This is a genomic window from Pseudomonas sp. R3-56 (genome assembly GCF_051132075.1).
GTDB lineage: Bacteria > Pseudomonadota > Gammaproteobacteria > Pseudomonadales > Pseudomonadaceae > Aquipseudomonas.
Genome location: NZ_CP071657.1, coordinates 1682142 through 1705162 on the forward strand (window position 1 = coordinate 1682142; position 23021 = coordinate 1705162).

Here is a 23021-nt window from a genome sequence, read left to right on the forward strand (position 1 = left end):
AGCGTCATTCCAATAAGCGTCCAAGCCACTCAGGAACATGGAAGATGAGTCACCCCTCGCAGTTCACCTTGCTTCGCACGCGGCGTTTCCTGCCGTTCTTCATCACGCAGTCCCTCGGCGCGTTCAACGACAATATCTTCAAGCAGTCGCTGATCCTCGCCATCCTCTATAAATTGACCATCGAGGGTGATCGCTCGATCTGGGTCAATCTCTGCGCGCTGCTGTTCATCCTGCCGTTCTTCCTGTTCTCGGCGCTGGCGGGCCAGTTCGGCGAAAAATTCGCCAAGGATGCGTTGATTCGCCTGATCAAGCTTGGCGAAATTGCGATCATGGCGGTCGGCGCGGTGGGTTTCCTGTTCGATCATCTGTGGCTGATGCTGGTGGCGCTGTTCGCCATGGGCACGCACTCGGCGCTGTTCGGGCCGGTGAAATATTCGATCCTGCCGCAAGCCCTGCGTGAGGATGAGCTGGTCGGCGGCAACGGCCTGGTGGAGATGGGGACGTTCCTGGCGATCCTCGCCGGTACCATCGGCGCCGGGATGATGATGTCCTCGGCCAATTACGCGCCCGTGGTCTCGGTGGCGATTGTCGGCATTGCCGTGGCCGGTTACCTGGCCAGCCGCGGCATCCCACGGGCGGCGGCAGCCTCGCCGCAGATGCGCTTGAATTGGAACATCTTCAGCCAGTCCTGGGCGACCCTGAAGCTGGGCCTCGGGCAGACCCCGGCGGTGTCCCGCTCGATTGTCGGCAATTCCTGGTTCTGGTTTGTCGGCGCGATCTATCTCACCCAGATCCCGGCCTATGCCAAGGAATGGATGCACGGCGACGAAACCGTCGTAACGCTGATCCTGACGGTGTTTTCGGTGGGGATCGCCCTGGGCTCGATGCTCTGCGAAAGGCTCTCGGGGCGCAAAGTGGAGATCGGCCTGGTGCCGTTCGGTTCGTTCGGGCTGACGGTGTTCGGCTTGCTGTTGTGGTGGCATTCCGGTGGAATCCCCGCCAGCGTCGACGGCCATGGCTGGCTGCAAATTCTGGGTTTCGGCCACGCCTGGCTGGTGCTGATCGATATCCTCGGGCTGGGTATCTTTGGCGGTTTCTACATCGTGCCGCTGTATGCATTGATCCAGTCGCGCACCGTTGAAAACGAGCGGGCACGAGTGATCGCCGCCAACAACATTCTCAACGCCTTGTTCATGGTGGTCTCGGCGGTCGTTTCCATCGTCCTGCTGAGCCTGGCCAAGCTGTCGATCCCGCAGCTGTTCCTGGTGGTGTCGCTGCTGAACATCGGCGTCAACGCCTACATTTTCAAGATCGTCCCCGAGTTCAGCATGCGTTTCATGATCTGGCTGCTCAGCCATTCCATGTACCGCGTGGAGCATCGCAACCTGCAAGCGATCCCGGATGAGGGCGCAGCGTTGCTGGTGTGCAATCACGTATCGTTTGTCGATGCCTTGCTGATTGGTGGCGCGGTGCGTCGGCCGATTCGTTTTGTGATGTACTACAAGATCTACAACCTGCCGATCCTGAACTTCATCTTCCGCACCGCCGGGACCATTCCGATTGCCGGGCGCCAGGAGGATATCCACATCTATGAAAAAGCCTTCAGCCGCATCGCCCAGTACTTGAAGGACGGTGAGCTGGTGTGCATCTTCCCTGAAGGAAAGTTGACCGCCGACGGTGAGATCAACGAGTTCAGGAGCGGGCTGACGCGCATCCTGCAGGAAACCCCGGTGCCGGTGATTCCCTTGGCATTGCAGGGTTTGTGGGGCAGCTTTTTCAGCCGCGATCCGAGCAAGGGGCTGTTTCGGCGGTTCTGGTCGCGAGTAACGCTGGTGGCGGGGACGGCGGTGGCGGTCGAGGCGGCGGAGCCGGCTAAGTTGCAGGCACTGGTCGGGGAGTTGCGCGGGGCGGTCAGATAAACCAAAAACCTGTGGGAGCGAGCTTGCTCGCGATGGCCATATACCTGTCGACATTAATGTTGCTGACAGACCGCAATCGCGAGCAAGCTCGCTCCCACAAAGGCATTTGATCTAATGTGGGAGCGAGCCTGCTCGCGAAGGTGTAGTGGCTTAAGCGCTGACCTTGAGCCCGACCAGCCCGGCTATGATCAGCGCAACGCTGGCCAGGCGAATCAGCGCCATCGACTCGCCAAACAGGATGATCCCGGCGATCACCGTGCCGACGGCACCGACCCCGGTCCAGATGGCATAGGCAGTGCCCAGCGGCAACTCCTTCATCGCCAGGCCGAGCAGGCCGAGGCTGATCGCCATGGCGGCGATTGTCAGTGCGGTAGGGAGCGGGCGGCTGAAGCCGTCGGTGTACTTCAGGCCGACAGCCCAGCCGACTTCGAACAGGCCGGCGAAAAACAGAATGATCCAGGACATCACACACCTCATCGATGGATGGGGTCGTCCCCGGATAAAAACTTCATGGCGTTGCGGGGTCGTCCCCGCATTGGGCGCAAGAGTGCCCAATGCTGACTATTCGGTCAAGTCCGCCGGTCAGTCCACGGTTTGTCGGGCGAGCTCTTCGCGGTCCTGTTTTTCGCTCATGCGCCGGAACCAGGTCGAGAGCAGGGCGCCGGAAATGTTGTGCCAGACGCTGAACAGCGCGCTGGGCACTGCCGCCAGCGGCGAAAAGTGTGCGCTGGCCAATGCCGCACCGAGGCCCGAGTTCTGCATGCCGACTTCCAGCGACAACGTCTTGCGTTGGGCCAACGGCAACCCGAAAAGCCGACCGGTGAAATACCCCAGCAGGTAGCCGAAGCTGTTATGCAGGATCACGATCGCCATGATCAGCAGGCCGGACTCAGCGATCTTCGCTTGGCTGGCTGCAACCACCGCCGCAACGATGATCACGATACTGACCACCGATACCAGCGGCAGCACCTCTACGGCATGACGGACCCGCGCACCCAACAAACGTTGGGCAACAATACCCAGTGCGATGGGCAGCAACACAATTTGCAGTATCGACCAGAACAATGCCGAGAACGACACCGGCAGCCAGGCCGAGGCCAGCAGCCATATCAGCGTCGGGGTCAGCAGCGGGGCAAGCAGGGTGGTGATGGCGGATATCGCTACGGCCAAGGCCAGGTCGCCGCGGGCGAGCCAGGTCATCACGTTGGAGGACGTGCCGCTCGGGCAGCAACCCACCAGAATCACGCCGACGGCGATTTCCGGCGGCAGGCTGAATACCTGGCAAAGCAGCCATGCTGTCCCCGGCATGATCACGAACTGGGCAATCACCCCCAGGGCCACCCGTCCAGGGCGACGAGCCACTTCGGCAAAGTCTTCCAGCTTCAGTGCCAGGCCCATGCCGAACATCACCAGGCCCAGCAGCGGCACAATGGCGCTTTTGAGGCCGATGAACCAGGTCGGCAGAAAGAACGCCACGACGGCGAACAGCAACACCCAGTAAGCGAACGTATTGCCGACGAAGCGGCTCAATGCAGCCAGTGCACGCATGATCTGATCCTTGTTATAAAAAACACCGAATACCCGTGTGGGAGCGAGCCTGCTCGCGAAAGCGGGGTGTCAGTCAGCATCGCTGTGGCTGTCATACCACTTTCGCGAGCAGGCTCGCTCCCACAAGGGCTATCCGCTACTTTTAGATCCCTTGCGGAATCTCTTCACCACCCAGCGCTTCAACCAGCGCCGGCAGGAACTCGCCGAACGTCAGCATCATCAGGGTGAAGCTGGCGTCCAGTTGGCCGAGGGCTTCGTCGCCGCCGTCCTGTTCCGCCTGGTCTTGCAGCAGGTCTTCGAACTTCAGGCGCTTGACCACCATCTTGTCGTCGAGGACGAAGGACAACTTGTCCTGCCAGGCCAGCGACAGTTGCGTCACCACCTTGCCGGTGTTCAGGTGCAGCTGGATTTCGTCGCTGGTCAGGTCCTGGCGCTTGCAACGGACGATGCCGCCATCTTCATGGGTATCGCGCAGTTCGCATTCGTCCAGCACGAAGAAATCGTCTGCGGCTTTCTGGGTCTTGACCCAGTCGGTCATGATCGCGGTCGGGGCCGTCTTCACTGTCAGCGGGCGCACCGGCAGCGTGCCGATGACTTCGCGCAGGGTCGAAAGCAGGTCTTCGGCGCGTTTCGGGCTGGCCGAGTTGACCAGGATCAGGCCCTGTTTCGGCGCGATCGCGGCGAACGTGGAGGAACGGCGAATGAAGGCGCGAGGCAGGAAGGCCTGGATGATTTCATCCTTGATCTGGTCCCGTTCCTTTTTATAGACCTTGCGCATCTGCTCGGCTTCGATCTCTTCGACCTTTTCCTTGACCGCGTCACGGACGACGCTGCCCGGCAGGATGCGTTCTTCCTTGCGTGCGGCAATCAGCAAAAAGTCCTGGCTGACATGCACCAGGGGCGCGTCTTCACCTTTGCCAAATGGCGCGACGAAACCGTAAGTGGTCAACTCCTGGCTTGCACAGGGGCGTGCCAGTTTGCTCGCCAGTGCAGTTTCCAACGCCTCGGCATCAACAGGCAGATCTTGGGTCAGGCGATAGATAAGCAGGTTCTTGAACCACATGGGGTGAGTCTCTCCTTTATACAAAGGGGGGCATTATTCTCTTCGCGGCGCCATAGGCCAACCCTTCGCTAAGCCTTTGGAAGGCCTGAAAAAATTAAATTAAAAAGTGCTTGCCAGCTTAGGAAGTGCTCCGTAGAATGCGCGCCACACCGAAAGCGAAGGGTGATTAGCTCAGCCGGGAGAGCGTCTGCCTTACAAGCAGAATGTCGGCGGTTCGATCCCGTCATCACCCACCATTCGCTTCAAGTGTTATGCGCAGCGGTAGTTCAGTCGGTTAGAATACCGGCCTGTCACGCCGGGGGTCGCGGGTTCGAGTCCCGTCCGCTGCGCCATATTCGGTAACCTGGAACACTGAACGCCAGGTCGCCACAGAAAGCCCGCTAACGCGGGCTTTTTGCTGTCTGGAGTTTCTGTGGTGCGCGTGAATCACATTTTTTGCTGGATTTATCAATTAAATCAGCACGTTATAAAAAACTGTGAGAGAATGCGCCCCGCATCGAAAGTGCAGGGTGATTAGCTCAGCCGGGAGAGCGTCTGCCTTACAAGCAGAATGTCGGCGGTTCGATCCCGTCATCACCCACCAAACTTTCAATGTTACGCGCAGCGGTAGTTCAGTCGGTTAGAATACCGGCCTGTCACGCCGGGGGTCGCGGGTTCGAGTCCCGTCCGCTGCGCCATATTTGGTATCTGGAACGCTGAACGCCAGGTACCCGCCAGAAGCGGCGCTTTTCCTTTAAGAGAGGGAAGGCGCCGTTTTTTTTGCTTTCGATATCTGTCTTTCTCAGTGTGGTGTGTATATCCGTTTCTGCGGTAATGGCCGCTGGCGGTTTCGCTTTTACAGCGACTCACTTTTATGAAGCGTAAAAGTAAGCAAAACGCTTTTGCCCCACCACTGTCCACCGCGAGGCGGCCTTAAAGCCGACCTGGCTCTCCCGGTCGTACTCCGATCCAACTGTGGGAGCGAGCCTGCTCGCGAAGAGGCCGGCACATCCAGCGTCTTCATTCGACCATGACACCGCTTTCGCGAGCAGGCTCGCTCCCACAGGATGAACACGGTCAACCAAAACCAGGTCGGCTCGAAGGCCGCCTCGCGGTGGACGTTGATTTCGGCGCCCCGTTAACCACGATGGCCGAACGCAGGCATTGTGGAGTGGGCATCCCGGCATGGATGCCGGGATAGCCGCGCTGGGCCAGGGACGGCCCTTCGCGGCGGGCCCACGGAGCAATGCCGGAGTGCGGGCATGCCGAGCCTTAGCGAGGCACCGAGTGGTGGGGCAAAAGCGCTTTGGTTACTTTCACGCTTTTTGAAAGTGACTCGCCGTAAGGGCGAAACCATAAGCAGTCGTTTCCGCAGAAACGGATATACACACCACACCACACCACACCACACCACACCACACCCACCACCACCTACTGCTCAGCATTCCGACTATGACGATAATCGCTGACCGCCTCATACACCGCTTTACGCAAACGGTTGATACCGCCAATAGGCTTATGCGCCTCGAGCCCAAACCACGGGTTGAACGACAGGTTGTCGCAAGCCAGGTTCAGCTTGGGCGTATCGAAATCCTGGGCCGGCACCTTGATTCGCGCCACCGTCTCGAATGGCGCATCGCTTTCCTGCCACTCGATACTGGTGTCTTCGATCGGCATGTATTTGCCCGGGTCCTGACGCTGGATCTGCAGCACAAAACAGGCTGGCACGCGGTCTGTGGATAACTGCTGAGTCAGTGCGCTGCGCAAGAAATTCGGCAGGTCCTGGTTCTGCTTGGGCAGGGTGTAGGCTGGGCAGCTGTCCGGATCCGGCGCGACGCGAAACTTGGCATTGGCCGCGCCGAACTTGTACGGCGATACCGAGAAATAAGTGGTCTGGGTCGGGCTCGCCGGAGGCGGGGAGAGTGTCGCCAGGGCGATGAACAGATGACGGATCTGCCAACTGCGTGGATCCAGGCTCGGAAAGAAAGCCATCGCCTTTTTTCCGTCAGCCTGGGCCGCCACGTTCTGACGGTATTCGGCGACATCGCTGACAAAGAAGTTCGGATGATTGAACATCACGAAGTCCTGCTCGCCCTGCGATTGCCGGTCAGCGAGCAATTGCTTGCCAGGAACATCCAGCAGCTTGATGGCCATGCCACGTGCATCGCGCAGGCTGTCGAACTGTGGATAGGCGTTGCCGTTGGACAGGCGGATCGTCGCCTGCCAGGTCTTGCCCGGTTCGGCGAATACGCCCTGGCGCAACGGTGCCGGCAGATCGCCGGGCACCTGGACTTCGGCCATCACGCAGCCGTGGGCCTTGGCATGGGCATCGCGCAGGTAGCGCGTGCCTTCGCGGTGCTGGTCGACGATGCGGATGGCGGTCTGGATGATGTCCTGGGTCATGGCGCTTTCACCGGGCGGTATCTGCTCCCTGTCCGGGACCGGCCCACTGTGTTGCCAGGCGAACCAGGCCGTGGCCAGGGCCCAGCCGAGCAGGCCGATGCCCAGCAGCCAGAGGAGCGTCTTGCCCAGAAAGGCGCCGAGGCGCAGCCAGAGCTTTATGAGCATGGTGCAATCCTTTTACCTGAATGATTGATCATCACAGTTGCGACTCCAGCGGTCCGCCCAGCACCTTCAAATACTCCAGCAACGCCCAGCGCTCCTGCGGTTGCAGCAAACGGCCAATGACCCCATTGCCCCGTTCGCCGGCGCGGAATTCATGGCCGCTGTTACGGTTGCCAGTGATGCGGGTGTCGAACAGGAAGGCATTGGCAAACGCTTCGGTGCGATAGCCCAGGTGCCGCGGGTCGTATTCGAAGCTGCCCTTATAGAAGGTGGTCGCCCGCTCGGCCTGCGGCGACAGCAACTCATAGATCGTCGGCACCGAGCCGTTATGCAGGAACGGCGGTGTTGCCCACACGCCGGCCAATGGCCGGGCCTTGTAGGCGCGTAATTCACGGACGCCGATGGGCAGCCCGAAACCGTCCAGCGCCGGACGTTCCACCGGCGTGACGCCGGCATCCCGGTAAGCGCGGTTTTCGACGAATGCGGTGACGTAGGCCAGCCCCTTGGCGACCGAGATCTGGCTGAGGTCCAGCGGCTCTGTCGGGGCAGGGTGCAGTTGCACTTCCAGCTTCGCCAGTTCGGCCGGGTCCCATTGCAGGCTGGTCAGGTTGAAACGGTGATCGGCAATATTGTTCGCGGTGCCCGGGTCCGTGCCGATCACCTTCACTGGCAGCATATGCAACTGTTGCACCGGCCGGTCAGGGCCCTGGACGACTTTGGGCACATGGCAGCCGGCGCAGTTTTCTTCGAACAACGCCTTGCCCTTTGCCGCCAGGGGCTTGTCAATCGAACCCAGCAACGCTTCCGGCCATACGGGTGGCTTGAGCAGTTGCAAGGTCTCTTCGATCTTGTTCAGGTCGCGCACCCGCACGCTGGAAGGATAGCGCGCATCGCCTTGCAGCGGCTTGCCCTGCGCATCGAAGAAACTCAACGTGGCGCCAACCCCCAGCGCCTCGCCGACGTTGCGGGCCATCGGCTGCTGCGCCGAACCGTTCCACTGTACCCAGTCGAACGTCCACATTTCCCACAACTGTGGGTAATCCACCGGTGCGTTGGCGACCCGGTAGTTTTCCGCCGAAATGGCATCGCCAAAGCTGGCATTGGCGATACGGCCAAAGGCGTCGGTACGGCCCGGGCCTTCCTCGGTGGGATAGAGACCGCGATGGGTGTCGTTCCAGGCGGTGCGCAGGAACGCATCCAGGGAAACCTTGAAGGCCTTGCGCAACTCTTCATGGCGAGCGTCATAGTCATTGCCCAGCACCTGACGGGCGAAGCGTTCGAATTTCCATGGGTTGTAGTAAGTCGAGGCGAGACTTGCCACCAGTGCCTGTCCGAAACTGCCGCCGCGCAATGTCGGAACAGTCGATGGCAATACGTGTTGGGCCGAGCCGCCATCGATCCGGATCGCCTGGCCCTTGAAATGCAATTCGCCGGTGTGGCAGGCGGCGCAGGTGATGTCGAGGTATTGCTCGTTACTGTCGGCGTTCTGGTGTCGGGTGAAGCCCACCGGTAAGTTGCCGGGGTTCAGTGGCGTGGCTTTCTGCGCCGGATCGACCAGAAAACCGAAGCGCGCCAGGTATTCCGGCGAAGCGAAGCGCTGTTGCGAGAACGGCAATTCAAGCGCGGTGAACCACTCGTAACGCAGGCCTTTGACCTGAGTGCCCTGAGGCGTGAAATAGTAAGTCTGTCGCTCGGCGGCGCTCCATTGGTCCAGGTAGTGCACCTGTTGGACAGGCGTGTAGGCCGGCAGGCGCGGGTTGGCCACGTAATAAAGCACCACGGCCACGACCACGATGACCAGTGCGAGGATCAGCAATAAAAAGCGAGAGAGGAGGCGCACGGTTTACGTCCTTGTTTTTTTAATATGCCCTTATGCCTCAGCGCCGCTTGGCCGGCAAGTGGCCATTACCCCGCGCTACGAGTAGCGGCCGATCTGGCCGTGTATGAAACAGATGACAGATGCTTCATCTGCCGAGGATCAAAAAGCGTTTGCCGACCTGAACTTATCATCGCTTTGTGGCTCACATGCCGGTAGCCATTGGTCGTGGCCGCCTGATAAGCTCGCGGCTTTACTCGATTGCCCTTTAGGCGCATGAACAAGGAAATAGCATGAAACAGCATCGGTTGGCGGCGGCGGTAGCCCTGGTTGGCCTGGTACTCGCGGGTTGTGACTCGCAGACCAGCGTAGAGCTGAAAACCCCGGCGCAGAAAGCTTCCTACGGTATTGGCCTGAACATGGGCAAAAGCCTGGCTCAGGAAGGTATGGATGACCTGGACTCCAAAGCAGTCGCCCAGGGCATCGAAGATGCCGTCGGCAAGAAAGAACAGAAGCTGAAAGACGAAGAACTGGTCGAAGCCTTTGCCGCACTGCAAAAACGTGCCGAAGAGCGCATGGCCAAGATGAGTGAAGAGTCGGCAGCCGCCGGCAAGAAATTCCTTGAGGAAAACGGCAAGAAGGCCGGCGTTACCACCACCGCTTCCGGCCTGCAGTACGAAGTGGTCAAGAAGGCCAGCGGCGCGCAGCCTAAGCCGACCGACGTGGTGACCGTTCACTACACCGGCAAGCTGACCAACGGCACTGTGTTCGACAGCTCCGTGGAGCGTGGCAGCCCGATTGACCTGCCGGTCAGCGGTGTGATCCCGGGTTGGGTCGAAGGCCTGCAATTGATGCACGTCGGCGAGAAGTACAAGCTGTACATCCCGAGCGACCTGGCCTACGGCGCCCAGAGCCCGAGCCCGGCGATCCCTGCCAACTCGGTCCTGGTATTCGACCTGGAACTGCTGGCAATCAAGGATCCGGCAAAAGAAGGCGCAGCCAAGTAATTGCGCCTGTCTTGATAAAAACGCCTCGCTCATGCGGGGCGTTTTTGTATCTGGCATTCGACGAGGCAAAAAAACCGAACGCGCAGGGCAAGCTACAGTCATAGGCAGTACAGCGCTGTGCTGGATGCGGTCGACCCGTCGGGTAGGTGGTTGCCGTTTATTTATGTGAGTAAAAAACGCCCGATCTAAGCCCGGCCCTTATGAAACGGGGGGCGCAGCGTTGAAATGCAGCTCTGTTCACAAGGTTATCCACAATTTGTGTGGATAACATTTCAGTGGGAGAAAAAATGAAGACCCCGTGGAATTTCGCGCGATTTCTTCCCCTGGCGGGACGGCTCCTGGCCCGCGGCAGACTGCCCACGCTGCTGTTCGCCGTTGCCAGCAAGGGCGCCCGGGAGGGCGGTCGCCTCGGCAAGCTCAAGGAGGACCTGCGTCTGCTGCAGGCTCTGTGCCTGGCTTACTGGCGGGGCGAATACCGCGCCGTGAGTGCCAAATCGATGCTCTCGGTGGTGGCGGGCCTCATGTATTTCCTCAGCCCGCTGGATGCGATCCCGGACTTGCTGCCCATGCTAGGCATGTTCGACGACATCGCGGTGCTGGCCTGGATCATGAAAACCCTCGACGACGAGCTGGGTGCCTTCCGTGCCTGGCGCGGACAGCAGTCGCCGGAGAAGCTCGCGCGGGTTGAAAGGCTTCCCGACACCCCGGAACAACTCCAGCTGCAAGGGCCGAAGAAAAGCTGACCTGGCCCGTTTCCCTGCGAGATTTCATCGCCCCGCGACCTTGGCTGCTATTAGGATTACACTTCCAAGAAAAAGCTTACTTGCTAAGTGTTGTTGTCCTACGGGGTAATCATGGATATTCAAATAATCACGCGCGACGGAGAGCCCGAGTACGCGGTTTTGCCGTGGGATCAGTACCAGGCGCTGCTGAAGGCAGCCGGCATCAATCAAGCACCGCAGGAAGCCACGGTCCGCCATGCGGCGGCACCCGGCCAGGTTCTCCCTGGCCTGGATCAACTACGCAGTTTGCGCGAAGGGAAGGGCATCGCCATCGAGGCGCTGGCCCGCACGGTAGGCATCAGCCCGTCTTATCTGGCCATGATCGAAAGCGGCGAGCGTCAGCCCGATGCCGCGATCAAGCGCAGTCTGGCCTGGGAACTGACGGTGCCGGGTTGGAGGGATGAATCGTGAGTGTACGCATCAGTCGGCAACATTGGGACGGGTTGTTGGGTGAGTTGGACCAGGCGCGTCGCCAGCGCCATTTATTGACGTACCGCGCCTTGCTGGAGCGCTTGCAGCTGCCCAGCCCGGCCATGCAGACATTGACCGCCGCACTCGAACACCTGGCGGCGCTGGACGCCCGGGCCGAACAGCCATTGCGCAGTTCGTTGGTCATCAGCCAAGGGGCCAGTCGCCTGCCACGCACTGGTTTTTTCGAATGTGTTGAACGCCTCGGGCGCTTTTCCGGCCCCTCCGACGGCGTCGCCGCTGCATCCTGGCATGCGTCGGAAGTGGTCCGGGTGTTCGAATACGAGTATCCCGAATCGGCGGAGGCCTGAGTGCTCTGGCGGATCAAGGCCCGGGCCGGTTATTGGCTGGCGCGCCGATTGTTCCGTTGGTCATGGCTGGTTCGGCAGCCCCGCGGCTGGGCCTGGCTTGAAGGCCAGTTTGCGCGCATGGCGAACCTGGGCGACGTCGGCGCCCAGAGCTTCTACGGGCATATCCTGACGTTTCGCGGCCAAGGGCTCGGCGCACGGGAAGAAGGCATTCGCTTGCTCCGCCTGGCGGCGCTGGCCGGTGACGGCAAGGCCGCCTACCAGGTCGGCGTCATCAGCCTGGCAGGCTCTACCACCAAGGCGCCGGATCCGGACGAAGCGGCGCGTTGGTGGGCCTTGGCCGCGAAGGCCGGGCATCCGCTGGCCGAGATCAAGCTCAAGGCGCTCGAGAGCAAGAAACCCTGAAATCGTTTTTTTCGTGGCGAGGGAGCTTGCTCCCGCTGGGCGGCGAAGCCGCCCCAAACCAGTCTGCTCGATCAAGCAGGCACACCGAGGCGCTGCCCAGAGGGTCTGCTACGCAGCCCAGCGGGAGCAAGCTCCCTCGCCACGGGATGATCACCACTTACAGCGTGATTATCACCCACAGGGTTTTCACCTGAAGCTCACGCTGAGAAACCCAGCTCCGCCACGGGCGCCTGCTCAACCAGCCCGTTAATCAAATACAAACTCCCCCCGACGATCTCCTTGGCATGGTGCTTGGCCTGCGAAGCCATTTCCGCCAATTGGCTGGCATCCAGCTCTGCACAGGCCTCGGCGCGCAGATGTACCACCCCGATCGACAACGACAGCAAGGCGAAGTCCTGTCGTATGCCCTGTCGGTTCAACGCGGTAAAACATCCGGCTTCCAGATGCTCGGGCCGGTAGAAGCGGCGGCAGTGGTTCTGGAAGTCGCTCAGCAGTTGGGTCAGGCGCTTGCGCCAGTCGTCCGGGCCGAGGACCAGCAGGAAGTCGTCGCCGCCGATGTGGCCGACGAAATCGCGGCTGGGATCGATGCGTTCGTTCAGGCATTGGGCCAGGCACAGCAGGACTTCATCACCGCGACCGTAGCCGTAGATGTCGTTGAAGGGTTTGAAACTGTCGATGTCGACGTAGCAGATCACCGACTCCTGGCGCTGCTGCAGCAGGCGTGTAAGGCACTGCTGGATGGGCACGTTGCCTGGCAGCAAAGTCAGCGGGTTGGCGTAGCGCGCCTGTTGGATCTTCAGTTCGGTGATGAGCTTGAGCACGTCGATCACCCGGCCCAGGCCCAGGTAGCCGCCGTTGAGGGTGATGATGAAGTCTTCTTCGATGCGCTGGCGGGCGCGGCTGGTGATGAGGCGGCTGACTTGTTGCAGTGACTGGCTCAGTTCAACCGCGAGGAAATCATCGCTCATCAGGCGGCTGATGGGCTTGCGAGCGAACAGGTCGGTGGCGAAAGGCTTGAGCAGGGCATCCGAGAGCGAATGGCGATGGACGATGCCGCACGGTTGGTCACGGTCGTCCAGCACCGCCAGGGAATTGAGGTTGGCCTGGCGCCGGAACGCTTCCAGTACCGCTGCCGTCGGTGTGTCGTGGGCGACTGCCGGTTGTTCGTTGAGCAGCGCAGTGAGGTCGTTGACCTCATCGCCCAGCGGCACCACGCCGCTGTCCTGGCGGGGCATCAATGCCTTGGCGTCCTGGGATGGATGCTCCTGGGGCCGGGCGAGCAAGTAGCCCTGGACCAGGTCGACGCCCATTTCGATCAACACGGCGAGCTCTTCCGGCAATTCGATCCCTTCGGCGATCACCTGGGCCCGTGAAGCCTGGGCGATCTTGAGAATGGAACCGACGAATTCACGCTTGAGTGCGTCCTGGTGAATGCCATCGATGAAATGCCGGTCGATCTTCACGTAGTCAGGTCGCAATTCGGACCACAGCCGCAAGCTTGAATACCCGGCACCAAGGTCATCCAGGGCAATGGAAAAACCCATGGCTCGATAGTGATGCAGGGCGGTTTGCAGCAGCTGGAAGTCATCGATAGGCGTTTGTTCGGTCAGTTCGATAACCACCTGGCTGGGCGGAATGCCGAAGTCCTGTAACAGCTGCAGGGTGCGGCCGGTCTGGTGGGCCGATTCGAGCAGCGATTCTGGCGAGACGTTGAGGAACAGTTTTCCCGGCAGCTTCTGTTCATTGAAGCGCTGGCAAGCGCTGCGTCGGCAGGCCAGCTCCAGTTCGCTGAGGCGTCCGGCCTGGCGCGCCACGGACAATAACGCGATGGGGGAGTGCAGCGGGCTGTTCGACGGGCCGCGGGTCAGGGCCTCATAGCCGAGGATGCGTCGTTCGGAAAGACAGATGATCGGCTGGAACAGGCTGTGCAAACCGCTTTGACTCAGGATTGAGCTCAAGGCACTCAGCTGTTCTGTCGTGGTCATGGCGATCTCTGGCGATAAAAAAAGGACTGGGCACAACCCCTGGTGGGGTGCGCCCGGTCCTGTATTTCACGACAGACTGATGTCAGTTTGATGACACTCCGACGAGCACCACCATTAAAAGGCCATCACCTCAATGTTTGGCGACCGCCGTATTGAGCTTGAGGTAATCGAGCAGGATCCGACCGGTTTCGCTCAGATAGGCGTCGTCTTCCGGCTTGGTTTTTTCCGGCTCGGTGATCAGGTCTTCGTCTTCCTTCTTCAGCTCTTTGAGGGGCTCCTCGCCCTTGGCCTTGCGACGCAGGTTTTCCATGGCCAGTTGCTTGGCTTCGATGTCGGCATGCTGCGCGCGGCGCTCGGCTTCGTTGAGGGTGACGGTTTTTTCCATCATCAACTTCTGCGCCAGGGCCAGCTTGTCGCGAATGAACACAAACTCCGCGTCTTGGGCGGTGCGGGCGTCATGCTCGGATTTCAGCTGGGCCAGGTACGGCTTGAACGGGTCCACGGCCGGCTTGATTGCAGGCCGGATGGTGTCCCACGGCATGGCTTCGGGCAGGGCGCTCTCGCCGATCTCCTTGGTGTCGATGATCGACGGGTAATCGATGTCGGGCAGCACGCCCTGATGCTGGGTGCTCTGCCCGGAAACGCGGTAGAACTTCGCCAGGGTCAGTTTCAGTTCGCCGTGGTTCAGTGGCTGGATGGTCTGCACGGTGCCTTTGCCGAACGTCTGGCCGCCGATGATCAGCGCGCGGTGGTAGTCCTGCATGGCGCCCGCGAAAATCTCCGAGGCCGAGGCCGACAGGCGATTGACCAGCAGGGCCATTGGTCCCTTGTAGAACGCGCCGGGGTTTTCGTCCTCGAGCACATCGACCCGACCATCGGCGTTACGCACGAGCACGGTCGGGCCTTTGTCGATGAACAGGCTGGTCAGTTCGGTGGCTTCCTGCAACGAGCCGCCGCCGTTGTTGCGCAAGTCGATGACCACGCCGTCGACCTTTTCCTTCTGCAGTTCGGTGAGCAGTTTCTTGACGTCGCGCGTGGTGCTCTTGTAGTTCGGATCCCCAGCGCGGAAAGCCTTGAAGTCCAGATAGAAAGCCGGGATCTCGATGATGCCGAGCTTGTAGTCCTTGCCGTCCTGCTTGAGCTGGAGGACCGATTTTTTCGCGGCCTGTTCTTCCAGCTTCACTGCTTCACGGGTAATGGATACGACTTTGCTGGTCTGGTCGTTCGGCGCATTGCTGGCCGGGATGACTTCCAGGCGGACCACCGAACCTTTCGGGCCGCGGATCAGCTTGACCACTTCGTCCAGGCGCCAGCCGACCACGTCGACCATTTCCTTGTTGCCCTGGGCCACGCCGATGATCTTGTCCGCCGGGGCGACCTGCTTGGTCTTGTCGGCAGGGCCCGCCGGCACCAGGCGCACGATCTTGACCTGATCGTTATCGCTCTGCAGTACCGCGCCGATGCCTTCCAGGGACAGGCTCATGTTGATGTCGAAGTTTTCCGCGTTATCCGGCGACAGATAATTGGTGTGCGGATCGTAGGACATCGCGAAGGTATTGATATAGGCCTGGAAGACGTCCTCGGCACGGGTCTGGTCCAGGCGCGCGAGTTGATTCTTGTAGCGCTTGGTCAGGGTTTCCTGGATCTGCTTGGGATCCTTGCCGGCGATCTTCATACGCAACACTTCGTCCTTGACGCGTTTGCGCCACAGGTCGTCGAGTTCGGCGGTGCTCTTGAGCCATGCGGCGTCCTTGCGGTCGACCAGCAAGGTTTCCTTGGCATTGAAGTCGATCTTGTCGACGCCCTTGTTCAACTCGGCAAGGGCGTAGTCCAGGCGCGCCTTGACGCGGTCCAGGTAGCGCTTGTAGATAATGAACCCGGCGTTGAGGTCGCCGCTCTTGAGGAAGTCGTCGAACTGGGTCTTCCACTTGTCGAATTCGGCGATGTCGCTGGCCAGGAAATAACTGCGCGACGGATCAAGCAGCTTCAGGTAGCTGTCATAGATGATGACCGAGCGCGCGTCATCGAGTGGCGGCTTGCTGTAGTGATGGCGCTTGAGCAACTCAACCACATTGAGGCTGGCGATCACCTCGTCGCGATCGGGCTGAAGCTTGTCCCAGCTGTTGGCCGCGAACGCAGTGTTCGAGAGCGCTGAAGCGCCAAGGCCAATGAAGAGGGCAAGTGCAGTGCTGGGGAAAAAGTGCTTCATGCTGATTCGACGCAGGGACAATTGATCACGCATATTAGGCCGTCTTTGAAGTCGCCGGTTCCATGTGGCCCGGGCGCATAATGCAAGAAAGCCCGGCGTTGTTACAGCAGCGGGCCCAGTCGAGACTCACTATGGAGGCACCGTGAAAGCATTGCAAGGCGTTGAAGGCCAAGTGGTATGGGCAGATGAGCCAAGTCCGGCGTGTGATGCCGGGCAAGTTCGCATCCGTGTGGCGGCCGCTGGCCTGAATCGGGCCGATTTGTTGCAGAAAGCCGGGCATTATCCACCGCCACCCGGCGCCAGCCAGGTGTTGGGACTGGAATGTTCCGGGGTGATCAGTGAAGTCGGGCCGGGTTCCTCCTGGCAGGTCGGCGACCGGGTTTGCGCCTTGCTGGCAGGCGGCGCAATGGCCGAGGAAGTGGTGGTCGATGGTCGGCATGTGTTGCCCGTGCCGGAAGGCCTGTCACTGGCCGAAGCCGCCGCGCTGCCTGAGGTCTACGCCACCGCGTGGCTGAATCTGTTCCAGCTGGCCGGGCTCAGGCCGGGTGAAAAAGTGCTGCTGCATGCCGGCGCCAGCGGCGTCGGTTCGGCCGCGATCCAGCTGTGCAAGGCGTTCGGCAACCCGTGCTGGGTCAGCGTCGGTTCGGCCGAGCGGCTGGCCTATTGCGAAGCGCTCGGTGCCCAGGGCGGCGTGGTGCGCACCGATGACATCAACAGCCTGAACGACTTCGGGCCGTTCGACGTGATCCTCGATCCGGTCGGCGCCAACTACGCCAGCCTCAACGTGAAACTTTTGTCAGTTGACGGGCGCTGGGTATTGATCGGGCTCATGGGCGGGCGCACCACCGAACTCGATCTGGCCCAGGTGTTGGGCAAGCGTATCCAGTTGCTGGGTTCGACTTTGCGCAGTCGCAACGATCAGTTCAAGGCCGACCTGATCGCCGAGTTGGGGCAGCAGGTGTGGCCGTTGTTCGCCGACAAGCGCCTGAGCCCGCAATTGGCCAGGACGTTTGCGATCAGCGATGCCGAGGCGGCGTTTGCCGAGCTGGCGACCAATCAGGTGTCCGGGAAATTGGTCCTGGTGGTCGATGACAGCCTGAGCTGATCGGGAGTCGGTCCCCTGTGGCGAGGGAGCTCGCTCCCGCTGGGCGGCGAAGCCGCCCCAATCCGGACGACGCGACTGTTCGGAAGGATCGCGTCAGCCAGCTTTACGACTGCTTCGCAGCCGAGCGGGAGCAAGCTCCCTCGCCACAGGGACTGGGGTGTTCTTGCCGCCCGGTGTTTATTTCCAGGTATGAATCGGCCAGCCGGCCGATTCGGCGTGGGCCTTCAGGACCGGGTCCGGGTTCACGACGTGCGGGTGATCGACCTTGAGCAGCAACGGCAGGTCATTGCGCGAGTCGGAATAGAAACTCGCGCCTTCCAGGTTTTCTTCCTCGGCGTCCAGCCAATCCAGCAGTCGGGCGATCTTGCCTTCGCGATAGGTCAGGGTGCCCACGGTCTTGCCGCTGTACACACCATGGGCGACGTCCAGCTCGATCGCGAGGATCTCATCGATGCCCAGGCGCTCGGCGATCGGCTTGACCAGGTGCGTGCCCGAGGCCGAGATCACCAGGATCCGGTCACCGGCCTTGCGGTGCTCGGCGATGGCCTTGGTGGCGTCGCTGAAGATGATCGGTTCGATGAAGTCTTCCACCCACGGTGCCACCAGGTGTTCGATTTCTTCCGGCGTGCGGCCGATCATCGGTTCCAGGCTGAAGTCCATGTACTCTTCCATGCGCAGCTTGCCGTGGCTGTAGGCGTCCATCAGTTCGTTGTTGCGGCGCATGAACGACTCGGGATCGACCCAGCCCAGGCGCCCCATCTGCTCGCTCCAGAGGGTGGCGCAGTCGCCGTGGATCAGGGTTTCGTCCAGATCAAAAATTGCCAGAGCCATCAACGCGCTTCCCTTTTCAAGATATCTTCAAAATCAACCAGACCATCAGGCTACCTCACACAGCGCCGATGGATCGATGGAAAGTGCCAGCCGTGCACCATCGGGATGCAGGTCGGCAGCCGAGCGGTTGAGCACATCCACCACCAGTTCCACGCCGCGGGCCTCGACCCGGTAGCGGATCACGTTGCCCAGCAGGCTGTGGCTGCGGATCAGCGCGTCTGGTTCGCCGTTGCGACTCAGCTCGATGGCTTCCGGGCGAATGGCGATGCGACCGTTCACCGGGCGTTGCAGCAGCTTGCTCGCGGCGTCGGCGTCGAGCAGGTTGTAGTTGCCGATGAAGCCGGCGGCAAAGACATCGACGGGCGCAGTGTAAAGGGTCTCGGCATCGCCGCTCTGTACGATCTTTCCCTGATTCATCAGGAAGATCCGGTCAGACATGGTCAGGGCTTCTTCCTGATCGTGTGTGACAAAGATGGTGGTCAGGCCCAGTTCCCGCTGGATCTGACGGATCTGTTCGCGCAAGTGCTTGCGGATCCGCGCGTCCAGCGCCGACAGCGGCTCGTCCAGCAGCAACAGGCGCGGCCGGGTGACCAGGGAGCGGGCCAGGGCCACGCGCTGGCATTGGCCGCCGGACAGTTGATGGGGGTAGCGGGCGGCAAAGTCATGCAGCTCCACCAGTCGCAGAATTTCCAGCACACGCTGGCGACTGTCCGAAGCGTCGACCTTTTGCATGCGCAGGCCGAAGGCGACGTTCTGCTCTACGGTCATGTTGGGGAACAGCGCATAGCTCTGGAAGACCATGCCGATCCCGCGCTTCTGCGGACTCAGCGGCACGATGTCCTGGCCGTCCAGCAGGATCTGGCCCGCATCCACCGCTGTCAGGCCGGCAATGCAGCGCAGCAGCGTGGACTTGCCGCACCCGGAAGGGCCGAGCAGGGTGACGAATTCGCCCTTGTGGATTTCGCAGTTGATGTCGCTGAACACCGGCGTGCCGGCGTAGCCTTTCTGCAAATGTTGGACGCTGACATAGCTCATTGGCTTTTGTCCTTGTTCAAGATGTTGGCCGCCCAGGTCAGGACCAGTACGAAGAAGAAGTAGGAAATCACCAGCGCACTGGTGAAATGACCGCTGCTGTTGCGCATGTTGTTCAGGTACACCTGCAAGGTTTCATAGCGGGTGCCGACGAGAATGTTGGCAAACACGAACTCGCCGAACAGGAACGAGAAGGACAGCAGCAGCGCCACCATCAGGCCCTTGCGCAGGTTCGGCAGTACCACCAGCAACGCGGCCTGGAAAGTGCTGGCGCCGAGCAGTTGGGCGGCGTCCATCAGGTCGCGCAGGTTGATGGCTTGCAGGTTGTTGGTAATCGCCCGGTACATGAACGGCAAGGCGACGGTGAAGTAGCAGCCAATCAGGATCCACGGTGTGCCGACCATCGCCAGCGGCCCGGAGCCATAGAGCTGCAACAACCCCACCGAAGACACCACCGGCGGCACCGCGAAGGGCAGCAGGATGAGGATGTTCATCAGCGCGTCGAGTTTTGGGAAGTGGTAATGCACCACGAACAGCAGCGGCAGGATCAGCACCACCGAGAGCACCAGCGCGCCCACGCAGACAATCAGCGATTGGCCGAAGGCGTGTAGAAAGCGCGGGTCGCTCCACAGCTGCAAGTACCACTTGAAGGTGAAGCCGCTGGGCAGCACGGTCGCCGACCAACTGCTGGCGATGGAATAGATGAGCGTACCGGCCAGCGGCAGCAGCAGGATAGCGAACAGCAGGTACACCACCGCTCGATGATAGAACCCGGCCGGGCCCGATTCAGCGCGAGACATGGTAGCTCCTCTTGAGCAGCAACTGATGGATGACGGTCACCAGGGTCATCAACGCCACCAGCACCACGGCCAGGGCGCTGGCCATGTTCGGGTCGAGGGAAATGTCGCCGGAAACCATCGCCGCGATTCGAATCGGCAGGACGTTGAAATTGCCGGTAGTCAGCGCATAGACCGTCGCATAGGCGCCGAGGGCATTGGCCAGCAGGATCACGAACGTGCCGAGCAGCGCCGGGGTCAGCACCGGCAAGCCGATGTGCCGCCAGAACTGCCAGCCGCTGGCGCCCAACAGGGACGCCGACTCACGCCAGTCTTCGCGCAGCGCGTCGAAGGCCGGGTAAAGCAGCAGCACGCCGAGGGGGATCTGGAAATAGGTGTAGAGAATGATCAGCCCGGTTTTCGAATACAGGTTGAAATCCTCGATGATCCCCGCTTGCTTGAGCATGATCGTGATGCTGCCGTTGAACCCCAGCAGGATGATGAACGCGAAGGCCAGGGGCACGCCGGCGAAGTTGCTGGTCATGTTGGCGAAGGCGTTGACGAAGTTGCGCAGCCGCGAATCGACGCGGCGTAGGGAGTAGCTGCCGAGCACGGCGATGATGATGCCGAACACGCTGGACCAGAAACTGATTTCCAGGCTGTGCTGGATCGCCTGTCGGTAGAATTTCGAGCTGAAGATCTTGCTGAAGTTGGCCAGGCCCCAGCCGAACTCTTCCGATTCCAGGCTGTTGACCAGCACCCAGAGCAGCGGGGCGACCTGGAACACAATGAAAAAAATTGCGAAGGGCACCAGGCACAACACTGCCAGCCATTTGCCGCGCGTCATGGCATTCACTTGAGCAACTCCTGGCAATAGGGTTTGTCGTGGGCGACCCCGAGCAGTTGGCAAATGGTGCCGCACAGTTCGGTTTGCCGAGGGGCCGCGTTGGCGTCAAGGCTGAAGCCATCGCCGAGGACAAACAGCGGCACTTCCCGTTCTTCCGGTAGCAGGCCGTTGTGGGAGCGGTCGTTGTTCATGCCATGGTCGGAAGTCACCAGCACCTGATAACCGGCGTCGAGCCAGGCTTGCAGATAAACCGCCAGGTTGATGTCCGCCGAGCGGGCGCTGTTGCGGTACTGCGGGGTGTCGAGGCCGTGCTTGTGACCGGCATCGTCGATGTTCATCGGGTGCACCAGCAGGAAATTTGGCAGGTAGCGCTGGCGCAGGTGTTCGGCGTCGGCGAACAGATGGGAATCGGGGTAGTGGTCATTCCAGTAGAAATGTCCGTATTGAATCGGCAAGTCGGGGTTTTCGGTATGGCGATCACGACCGGCGACGAAGGGTGACATGTTGTACAGCTCGCTGACCCAGTGATAGGCCGCGGCCGCCGTACTCAGGCCGGCGTCGGTGGCGTAATGGAAAATGCTGCGCTGGTTCGACAGGCGCGAGACATTGTTGTGCACGATCCCGCTGTCGATGGGCACGACGCCGGTGAGGATGCATTCGTAGAGTGGGCGGGACAAGGCGGGTAGTTCACATTCCAGTGTGTAGAGCGCCGCGCGTCCTGCGCCGACATACGCTTGCAAATGTCCCATGGCATGCCGGGCGACTTCGTAGTTGAGGCCGTCGAGCACCACCAGGATGACGTTGTGCTTCATGGGGACCGGGACTCCGGGCAGGTGTCGCTGAGATATCGGGTTCACAGAAGTCCATTGTGGAAGCAGGCCCTGTGGGAGCGAGCTTGCTCGCGATGAAGACGACACGGTTCAACTGCGGGACCGTGTCATCGTTCATCGCGAGCAAGCTCGCTCCCACAAGGCTTGCTCTCACAGTTGGATTTCCAGGTGGATCTCCAAGCGGGAGCTAGCGCCTCACTTCATCTCGACGATGACTTCTTCATTCCACTGCTGCGGCAGCGCCTTGGAGGTCTTCTCCCACGCGTCGGCATCCTTGATCGGCGTCACGCCTTTGTACTGCTCGTTCGGCAGCAGCTTGGCCTGGACCTCTTCCGGCAGTTTCAGGTGCTCGGCGCGGATCGGCCGGGCGTTGCCCTTGGCCAGGTTGATCTGGCCGGCGTCGCTGAAGATGTATTCTCGGGTCAGCTTGGCGGCGTTCGGGTGCTTGGCGTATTTGTTGATGATGGTGGTGTAGCCGGAGATCACCGAGCCGTCGGACGGAATCAGCACGACGTAGTCATCCGGGCTGGCCATCTTGGCCTTGTAGCTCAGGCCGTTGAAGTCCCAGACCACGCCGACTTCGACTTCACCTTTTTCCATCGTGGCGATGGTCGGGTTGGCCATGGACAGGCGGCCTTGCTTGGCGATATCGGCGAACAACAACAGGGCCGGTTTAATATTCTTCTCGTCGCCACCGTTGGCCAGGGCCGCAGCCAGCACACCGTTGGCGGCCTGGGCGGCGGTGCTCACGTCACCGATGGAAACTTTGTACTTGCCGCTCTTAAGGTCGGCCCATTTGGTCGGCACTTCGGAGCCGTGCAGCAGTTTTTTGTTGACGATGAACGCAATGGTGCCGGTGTAGGCCAAGGCCCAGTTGCCGTCCTTGTCCTTGGCCCAGTCCGGGATCTGTTCCCAGGTGCTTGGTTTGTAGGGCTGGACGACGCCTTGCTTGACCGCGATCGGACCGAAGGCGGCACCGACGTCGCCGATGTCGGCGCTGGCGTTGTCTTTCTCGGCGGCGAACTTGGCGATTTCCTGGGCCGAGCTCATGTCGGTGTCGATGTGTTTCAAGCCATAGAGCCTGGCCAGGTCGTCCCAGGTGCCTTTCCAGTTTGCCCAGTCATCGGGCATGCCGACGCTGTTGACGGCGCCTTCCGCTTTCGCAGCGGCTTCCAATGTTTTCAGATCGGTATCAGCGGCCATGGCGGCGGTGCACATGGCAATGGTCGAGCCTAACAGTGATGCCAGGAAAAGCTGTTTCATCCGAAGCTCCTATGGGCGTTTTCAACGCTGCGATTGCGATGGTGTTGGTCTAGGTCAGCAATACCTGAGCCAATGTAGGCGCGTCCCATGACATTTTGATGTCGATGCAGGGTTCGCCAGCAATCGTCGGGCTCATGAAGCGTCGCTGCGTCATAAGCGTAGACCATGAGTAAGCAGCTGATCTGCAAGGCCTTGGCCGTTAATTTGCAAGCCGATGTGTTGACCGTTCAGCGGTTGTGTCATCTATCAGTCATGCGCAGTGCCTAGGCTTGCAGGCATGAGC

At 60.7% G+C, this 23021-nt stretch carries 20 protein-coding genes and 4 tRNA genes; 11 read left to right on the forward strand and 13 right to left on the reverse strand.

The features are described 5' to 3' along the window. The first annotated feature begins 44 nt into the window (after positions 1-44). Complete coding sequence (locus J3P96_RS07775; protein WP_434656404.1) at positions 45-1919, forward strand: MFS transporter; 1875 nt, start codon at positions 45-47, stop codon at positions 1917-1919. Positions 1920-2069: 150 nt separating this feature from the next. On the opposite strand, the gene sugE is transcribed toward J3P96_RS07775, so the two are convergent. The 3 genes from sugE to rdgC all read right to left on the reverse strand — a co-directional run bounded on the left by sugE (position 2070) and on the right by rdgC (position 4530). Continuing rightward, the gene (sugE, locus tag J3P96_RS07780; RefSeq protein WP_305499474.1) at positions 2070-2384 is read right to left on the reverse strand and encodes a quaternary ammonium compound efflux SMR transporter SugE; all 315 of its coding nucleotides are present in this window, start codon (positions 2382-2384) and stop codon (positions 2070-2072) included. Positions 2385-2501: 117 nt separating this feature from the next. Next, on the reverse strand, positions 2502-3467 hold the full coding sequence (locus tag J3P96_RS07785) for a bile acid:sodium symporter family protein (RefSeq protein ID WP_434656405.1): 966 nt from the start codon (positions 3465-3467) through the stop codon (positions 2502-2504). Positions 3468-3609: 142 nt separating this feature from the next. After that, complete coding sequence (gene rdgC, locus J3P96_RS07790) at positions 3610-4530, reverse strand: recombination-associated protein RdgC (protein ID WP_305499478.1); 921 nt, start codon at positions 4528-4530, stop codon at positions 3610-3612. A 160-nt stretch (positions 4531-4690) separates the two neighbouring features. Between rdgC and J3P96_RS07795 the strand changes: the two genes are divergently transcribed. The 4 genes from J3P96_RS07795 to J3P96_RS07810 all read left to right on the forward strand — a co-directional run bounded on the left by J3P96_RS07795 (position 4691) and on the right by J3P96_RS07810 (position 5207). Further along, positions 4691-4766: transfer RNA gene (locus tag J3P96_RS07795), tRNA-Val, on the forward strand. 19 nt (positions 4767-4785) lie between these two features. Next, positions 4786-4862, forward strand: a tRNA-Asp gene (locus J3P96_RS07800). A gap of 175 nt (positions 4863-5037) precedes the next feature. Further along, positions 5038-5113 (forward strand) — tRNA-Val (locus J3P96_RS07805). Between the two features lie 17 nt (positions 5114-5130). Beyond that, a tRNA-Asp gene (locus J3P96_RS07810) sits at positions 5131-5207 on the forward strand. A 733-nt stretch (positions 5208-5940) separates the two neighbouring features. Here J3P96_RS07810 and J3P96_RS07815 read toward each other — a convergent pair. Both J3P96_RS07815 and J3P96_RS07820 read right to left on the reverse strand, forming a co-directional pair. Next, entirely contained in the window at positions 5941-7077 is a 1137-nt protein-coding gene (locus J3P96_RS07815) for a catalase family protein (protein ID WP_434656407.1), read from the reverse strand. A 31-nt stretch (positions 7078-7108) separates the two neighbouring features. Continuing rightward, entirely contained in the window at positions 7109-8914 is a 1806-nt protein-coding gene (locus J3P96_RS07820) for a di-heme-cytochrome C peroxidase (protein ID WP_434656408.1), read from the reverse strand. 269 nt (positions 8915-9183) lie between these two features. Here J3P96_RS07820 and J3P96_RS07825 point away from each other — a divergent pair, with 269 nt between their 5' ends. From J3P96_RS07825 to J3P96_RS07845, 5 genes are all read left to right on the forward strand, one after another. Continuing rightward, positions 9184-9897, forward strand: a complete 714-nt coding sequence (locus J3P96_RS07825; RefSeq protein WP_305499483.1) for an FKBP-type peptidyl-prolyl cis-trans isomerase — start codon at positions 9184-9186, stop codon at positions 9895-9897. Between the two features lie 287 nt (positions 9898-10184). Beyond that, entirely contained in the window at positions 10185-10640 is a 456-nt protein-coding gene (locus tag J3P96_RS07830) for a YkvA family protein (RefSeq protein ID WP_434656410.1), read from the forward strand. A gap of 111 nt (positions 10641-10751) precedes the next feature. After that, positions 10752-11090, forward strand: coding sequence for a helix-turn-helix domain-containing protein (locus tag J3P96_RS07835; protein WP_305499486.1), 339 nt, complete (start codon positions 10752-10754; stop codon positions 11088-11090). Continuing rightward, positions 11087-11458 (forward strand): hypothetical protein, encoded by a 372-nt coding sequence (locus J3P96_RS07840; RefSeq protein ID WP_003179080.1) that lies wholly within the window; start codon positions 11087-11089, stop codon positions 11456-11458. Before J3P96_RS07835 ends, J3P96_RS07840 begins: the two co-directional genes overlap by 4 nt. Further along, the gene (locus J3P96_RS07845; protein ID WP_434656411.1) at positions 11459-11860 is read left to right on the forward strand and encodes a sel1 repeat family protein; all 402 of its coding nucleotides are present in this window, start codon (positions 11459-11461) and stop codon (positions 11858-11860) included. Positions 11861-12057: 197 nt separating this feature from the next. Here J3P96_RS07845 and J3P96_RS07850 read toward each other — a convergent pair whose 3' ends face one another. Together J3P96_RS07850 and J3P96_RS07855 are read right to left on the reverse strand one after the other, a co-directional pair. Then, positions 12058-13845 carry a bifunctional diguanylate cyclase/phosphodiesterase gene (locus J3P96_RS07850; RefSeq protein WP_434629110.1) on the reverse strand — a complete coding sequence of 596 codons (1788 nt, stop codon included), beginning with the start codon at positions 13843-13845 and terminating at the stop codon, positions 12058-12060. Positions 13846-13975: 130 nt separating this feature from the next. Further along, positions 13976-16054 (reverse strand): carboxy terminal-processing peptidase, encoded by a 2079-nt coding sequence (locus J3P96_RS07855; RefSeq protein ID WP_434605186.1) that lies wholly within the window; start codon positions 16052-16054, stop codon positions 13976-13978. A 142-nt stretch (positions 16055-16196) separates the two neighbouring features. On the opposite strand from J3P96_RS07855, the gene J3P96_RS07860 reads away from it, so the two are divergent. Further along, the gene (locus J3P96_RS07860) at positions 16197-17159 is read left to right on the forward strand and encodes a zinc-binding dehydrogenase (protein WP_305499489.1); all 963 of its coding nucleotides are present in this window, start codon (positions 16197-16199) and stop codon (positions 17157-17159) included. Positions 17160-17336: 177 nt separating this feature from the next. On the opposite strand, the gene J3P96_RS07865 is transcribed toward J3P96_RS07860, so the two are convergent. The 6 genes from J3P96_RS07865 to J3P96_RS07890 all read right to left on the reverse strand — a co-directional run bounded on the left by J3P96_RS07865 (position 17337) and on the right by J3P96_RS07890 (position 22738). Then, complete coding sequence (locus J3P96_RS07865; protein ID WP_434572490.1) at positions 17337-17990, reverse strand: HAD family hydrolase; 654 nt, start codon at positions 17988-17990, stop codon at positions 17337-17339. A 45-nt stretch (positions 17991-18035) separates the two neighbouring features. Continuing rightward, positions 18036-19025, reverse strand: a complete 990-nt coding sequence (locus J3P96_RS07870; protein WP_434601528.1) for an ABC transporter ATP-binding protein — start codon at positions 19023-19025, stop codon at positions 18036-18038. Continuing rightward, positions 19022-19822 (reverse strand): ABC transporter permease, encoded by an 801-nt coding sequence (locus J3P96_RS07875; RefSeq protein ID WP_434572493.1) that lies wholly within the window; start codon positions 19820-19822, stop codon positions 19022-19024. Before J3P96_RS07875 ends, J3P96_RS07870 begins: the two co-directional genes overlap by 4 nt. Beyond that, positions 19809-20645, reverse strand: a complete 837-nt coding sequence (locus J3P96_RS07880) for an ABC transporter permease (protein WP_434574130.1) — start codon at positions 20643-20645, stop codon at positions 19809-19811. The genes J3P96_RS07875 and J3P96_RS07880 overlap by 14 nt, the downstream gene beginning before the upstream one ends. Before the next feature lie 5 nt (positions 20646-20650). Then, entirely contained in the window at positions 20651-21457 is an 807-nt protein-coding gene (locus J3P96_RS07885) for an alkaline phosphatase family protein (RefSeq protein WP_434656412.1), read from the reverse strand. Between the two features lie 213 nt (positions 21458-21670). Further along, positions 21671-22738 carry an ABC transporter substrate-binding protein gene (locus J3P96_RS07890; protein ID WP_434656414.1) on the reverse strand — a complete coding sequence of 356 codons (1068 nt, stop codon included), beginning with the start codon at positions 22736-22738 and terminating at the stop codon, positions 21671-21673. Positions 22739-23021: the final 283 nt, after the last annotated feature.

Bases quoted from the DNA above. Each gene is read 5' to 3' on its own strand.
- J3P96_RS07835 (WP_305499486.1), top strand. From the start codon at position 10,752: ATGGATATTCAAATAATCACGCGCGACGGAGAGCCCGAGTACGCGGTT.
- J3P96_RS07880 (WP_434574130.1), bottom strand. From the start codon at position 20,645: ATGACGCGCGGCAAATGGCTGGCAGTGTTGTGCCTGGTGCCCTTCGCA.
- sugE (WP_305499474.1), bottom strand. From the start codon at position 2,384: ATGTCCTGGATCATTCTGTTTTTCGCCGGCCTGTTCGAAGTCGGCTGG.
- J3P96_RS07850 (WP_434629110.1), bottom strand. From the start codon at position 13,845: ATGACCACGACAGAACAGCTGAGTGCCTTGAGCTCAATCCTGAGTCAA.
- rdgC (WP_305499478.1), bottom strand. From the start codon at position 4,530: ATGTGGTTCAAGAACCTGCTTATCTATCGCCTGACCCAAGATCTGCCT.
- J3P96_RS07825 (WP_305499483.1), top strand. From the start codon at position 9,184: ATGAAACAGCATCGGTTGGCGGCGGCGGTAGCCCTGGTTGGCCTGGTA.
- J3P96_RS07855 (WP_434605186.1), bottom strand. From the start codon at position 16,054: ATGAAGCACTTTTTCCCCAGCACTGCACTTGCCCTCTTCATTGGCCTT.
- J3P96_RS07870 (WP_434601528.1), bottom strand. From the start codon at position 19,025: ATGAGCTATGTCAGCGTCCAACATTTGCAGAAAGGCTACGCCGGCACG.
- J3P96_RS07875 (WP_434572493.1), bottom strand. From the start codon at position 19,822: ATGTCTCGCGCTGAATCGGGCCCGGCCGGGTTCTATCATCGAGCGGTG.
- J3P96_RS07865 (WP_434572490.1), bottom strand. From the start codon at position 17,990: ATGGCTCTGGCAATTTTTGATCTGGACGAAACCCTGATCCACGGCGAC.
- J3P96_RS07830 (WP_434656410.1), top strand. From the start codon at position 10,185: ATGAAGACCCCGTGGAATTTCGCGCGATTTCTTCCCCTGGCGGGACGG.
- J3P96_RS07885 (WP_434656412.1), bottom strand. From the start codon at position 21,457: ATGAAGCACAACGTCATCCTGGTGGTGCTCGACGGCCTCAACTACGAA.
- J3P96_RS07785 (WP_434656405.1), bottom strand. From the start codon at position 3,467: ATGCGTGCACTGGCTGCATTGAGCCGCTTCGTCGGCAATACGTTCGCT.
- J3P96_RS07775 (WP_434656404.1), top strand. From the start codon at position 45: ATGAGTCACCCCTCGCAGTTCACCTTGCTTCGCACGCGGCGTTTCCTG.
- J3P96_RS07815 (WP_434656407.1), bottom strand. From the start codon at position 7,077: ATGCTCATAAAGCTCTGGCTGCGCCTCGGCGCCTTTCTGGGCAAGACG.
- J3P96_RS07890 (WP_434656414.1), bottom strand. From the start codon at position 22,738: ATGAAACAGCTTTTCCTGGCATCACTGTTAGGCTCGACCATTGCCATG.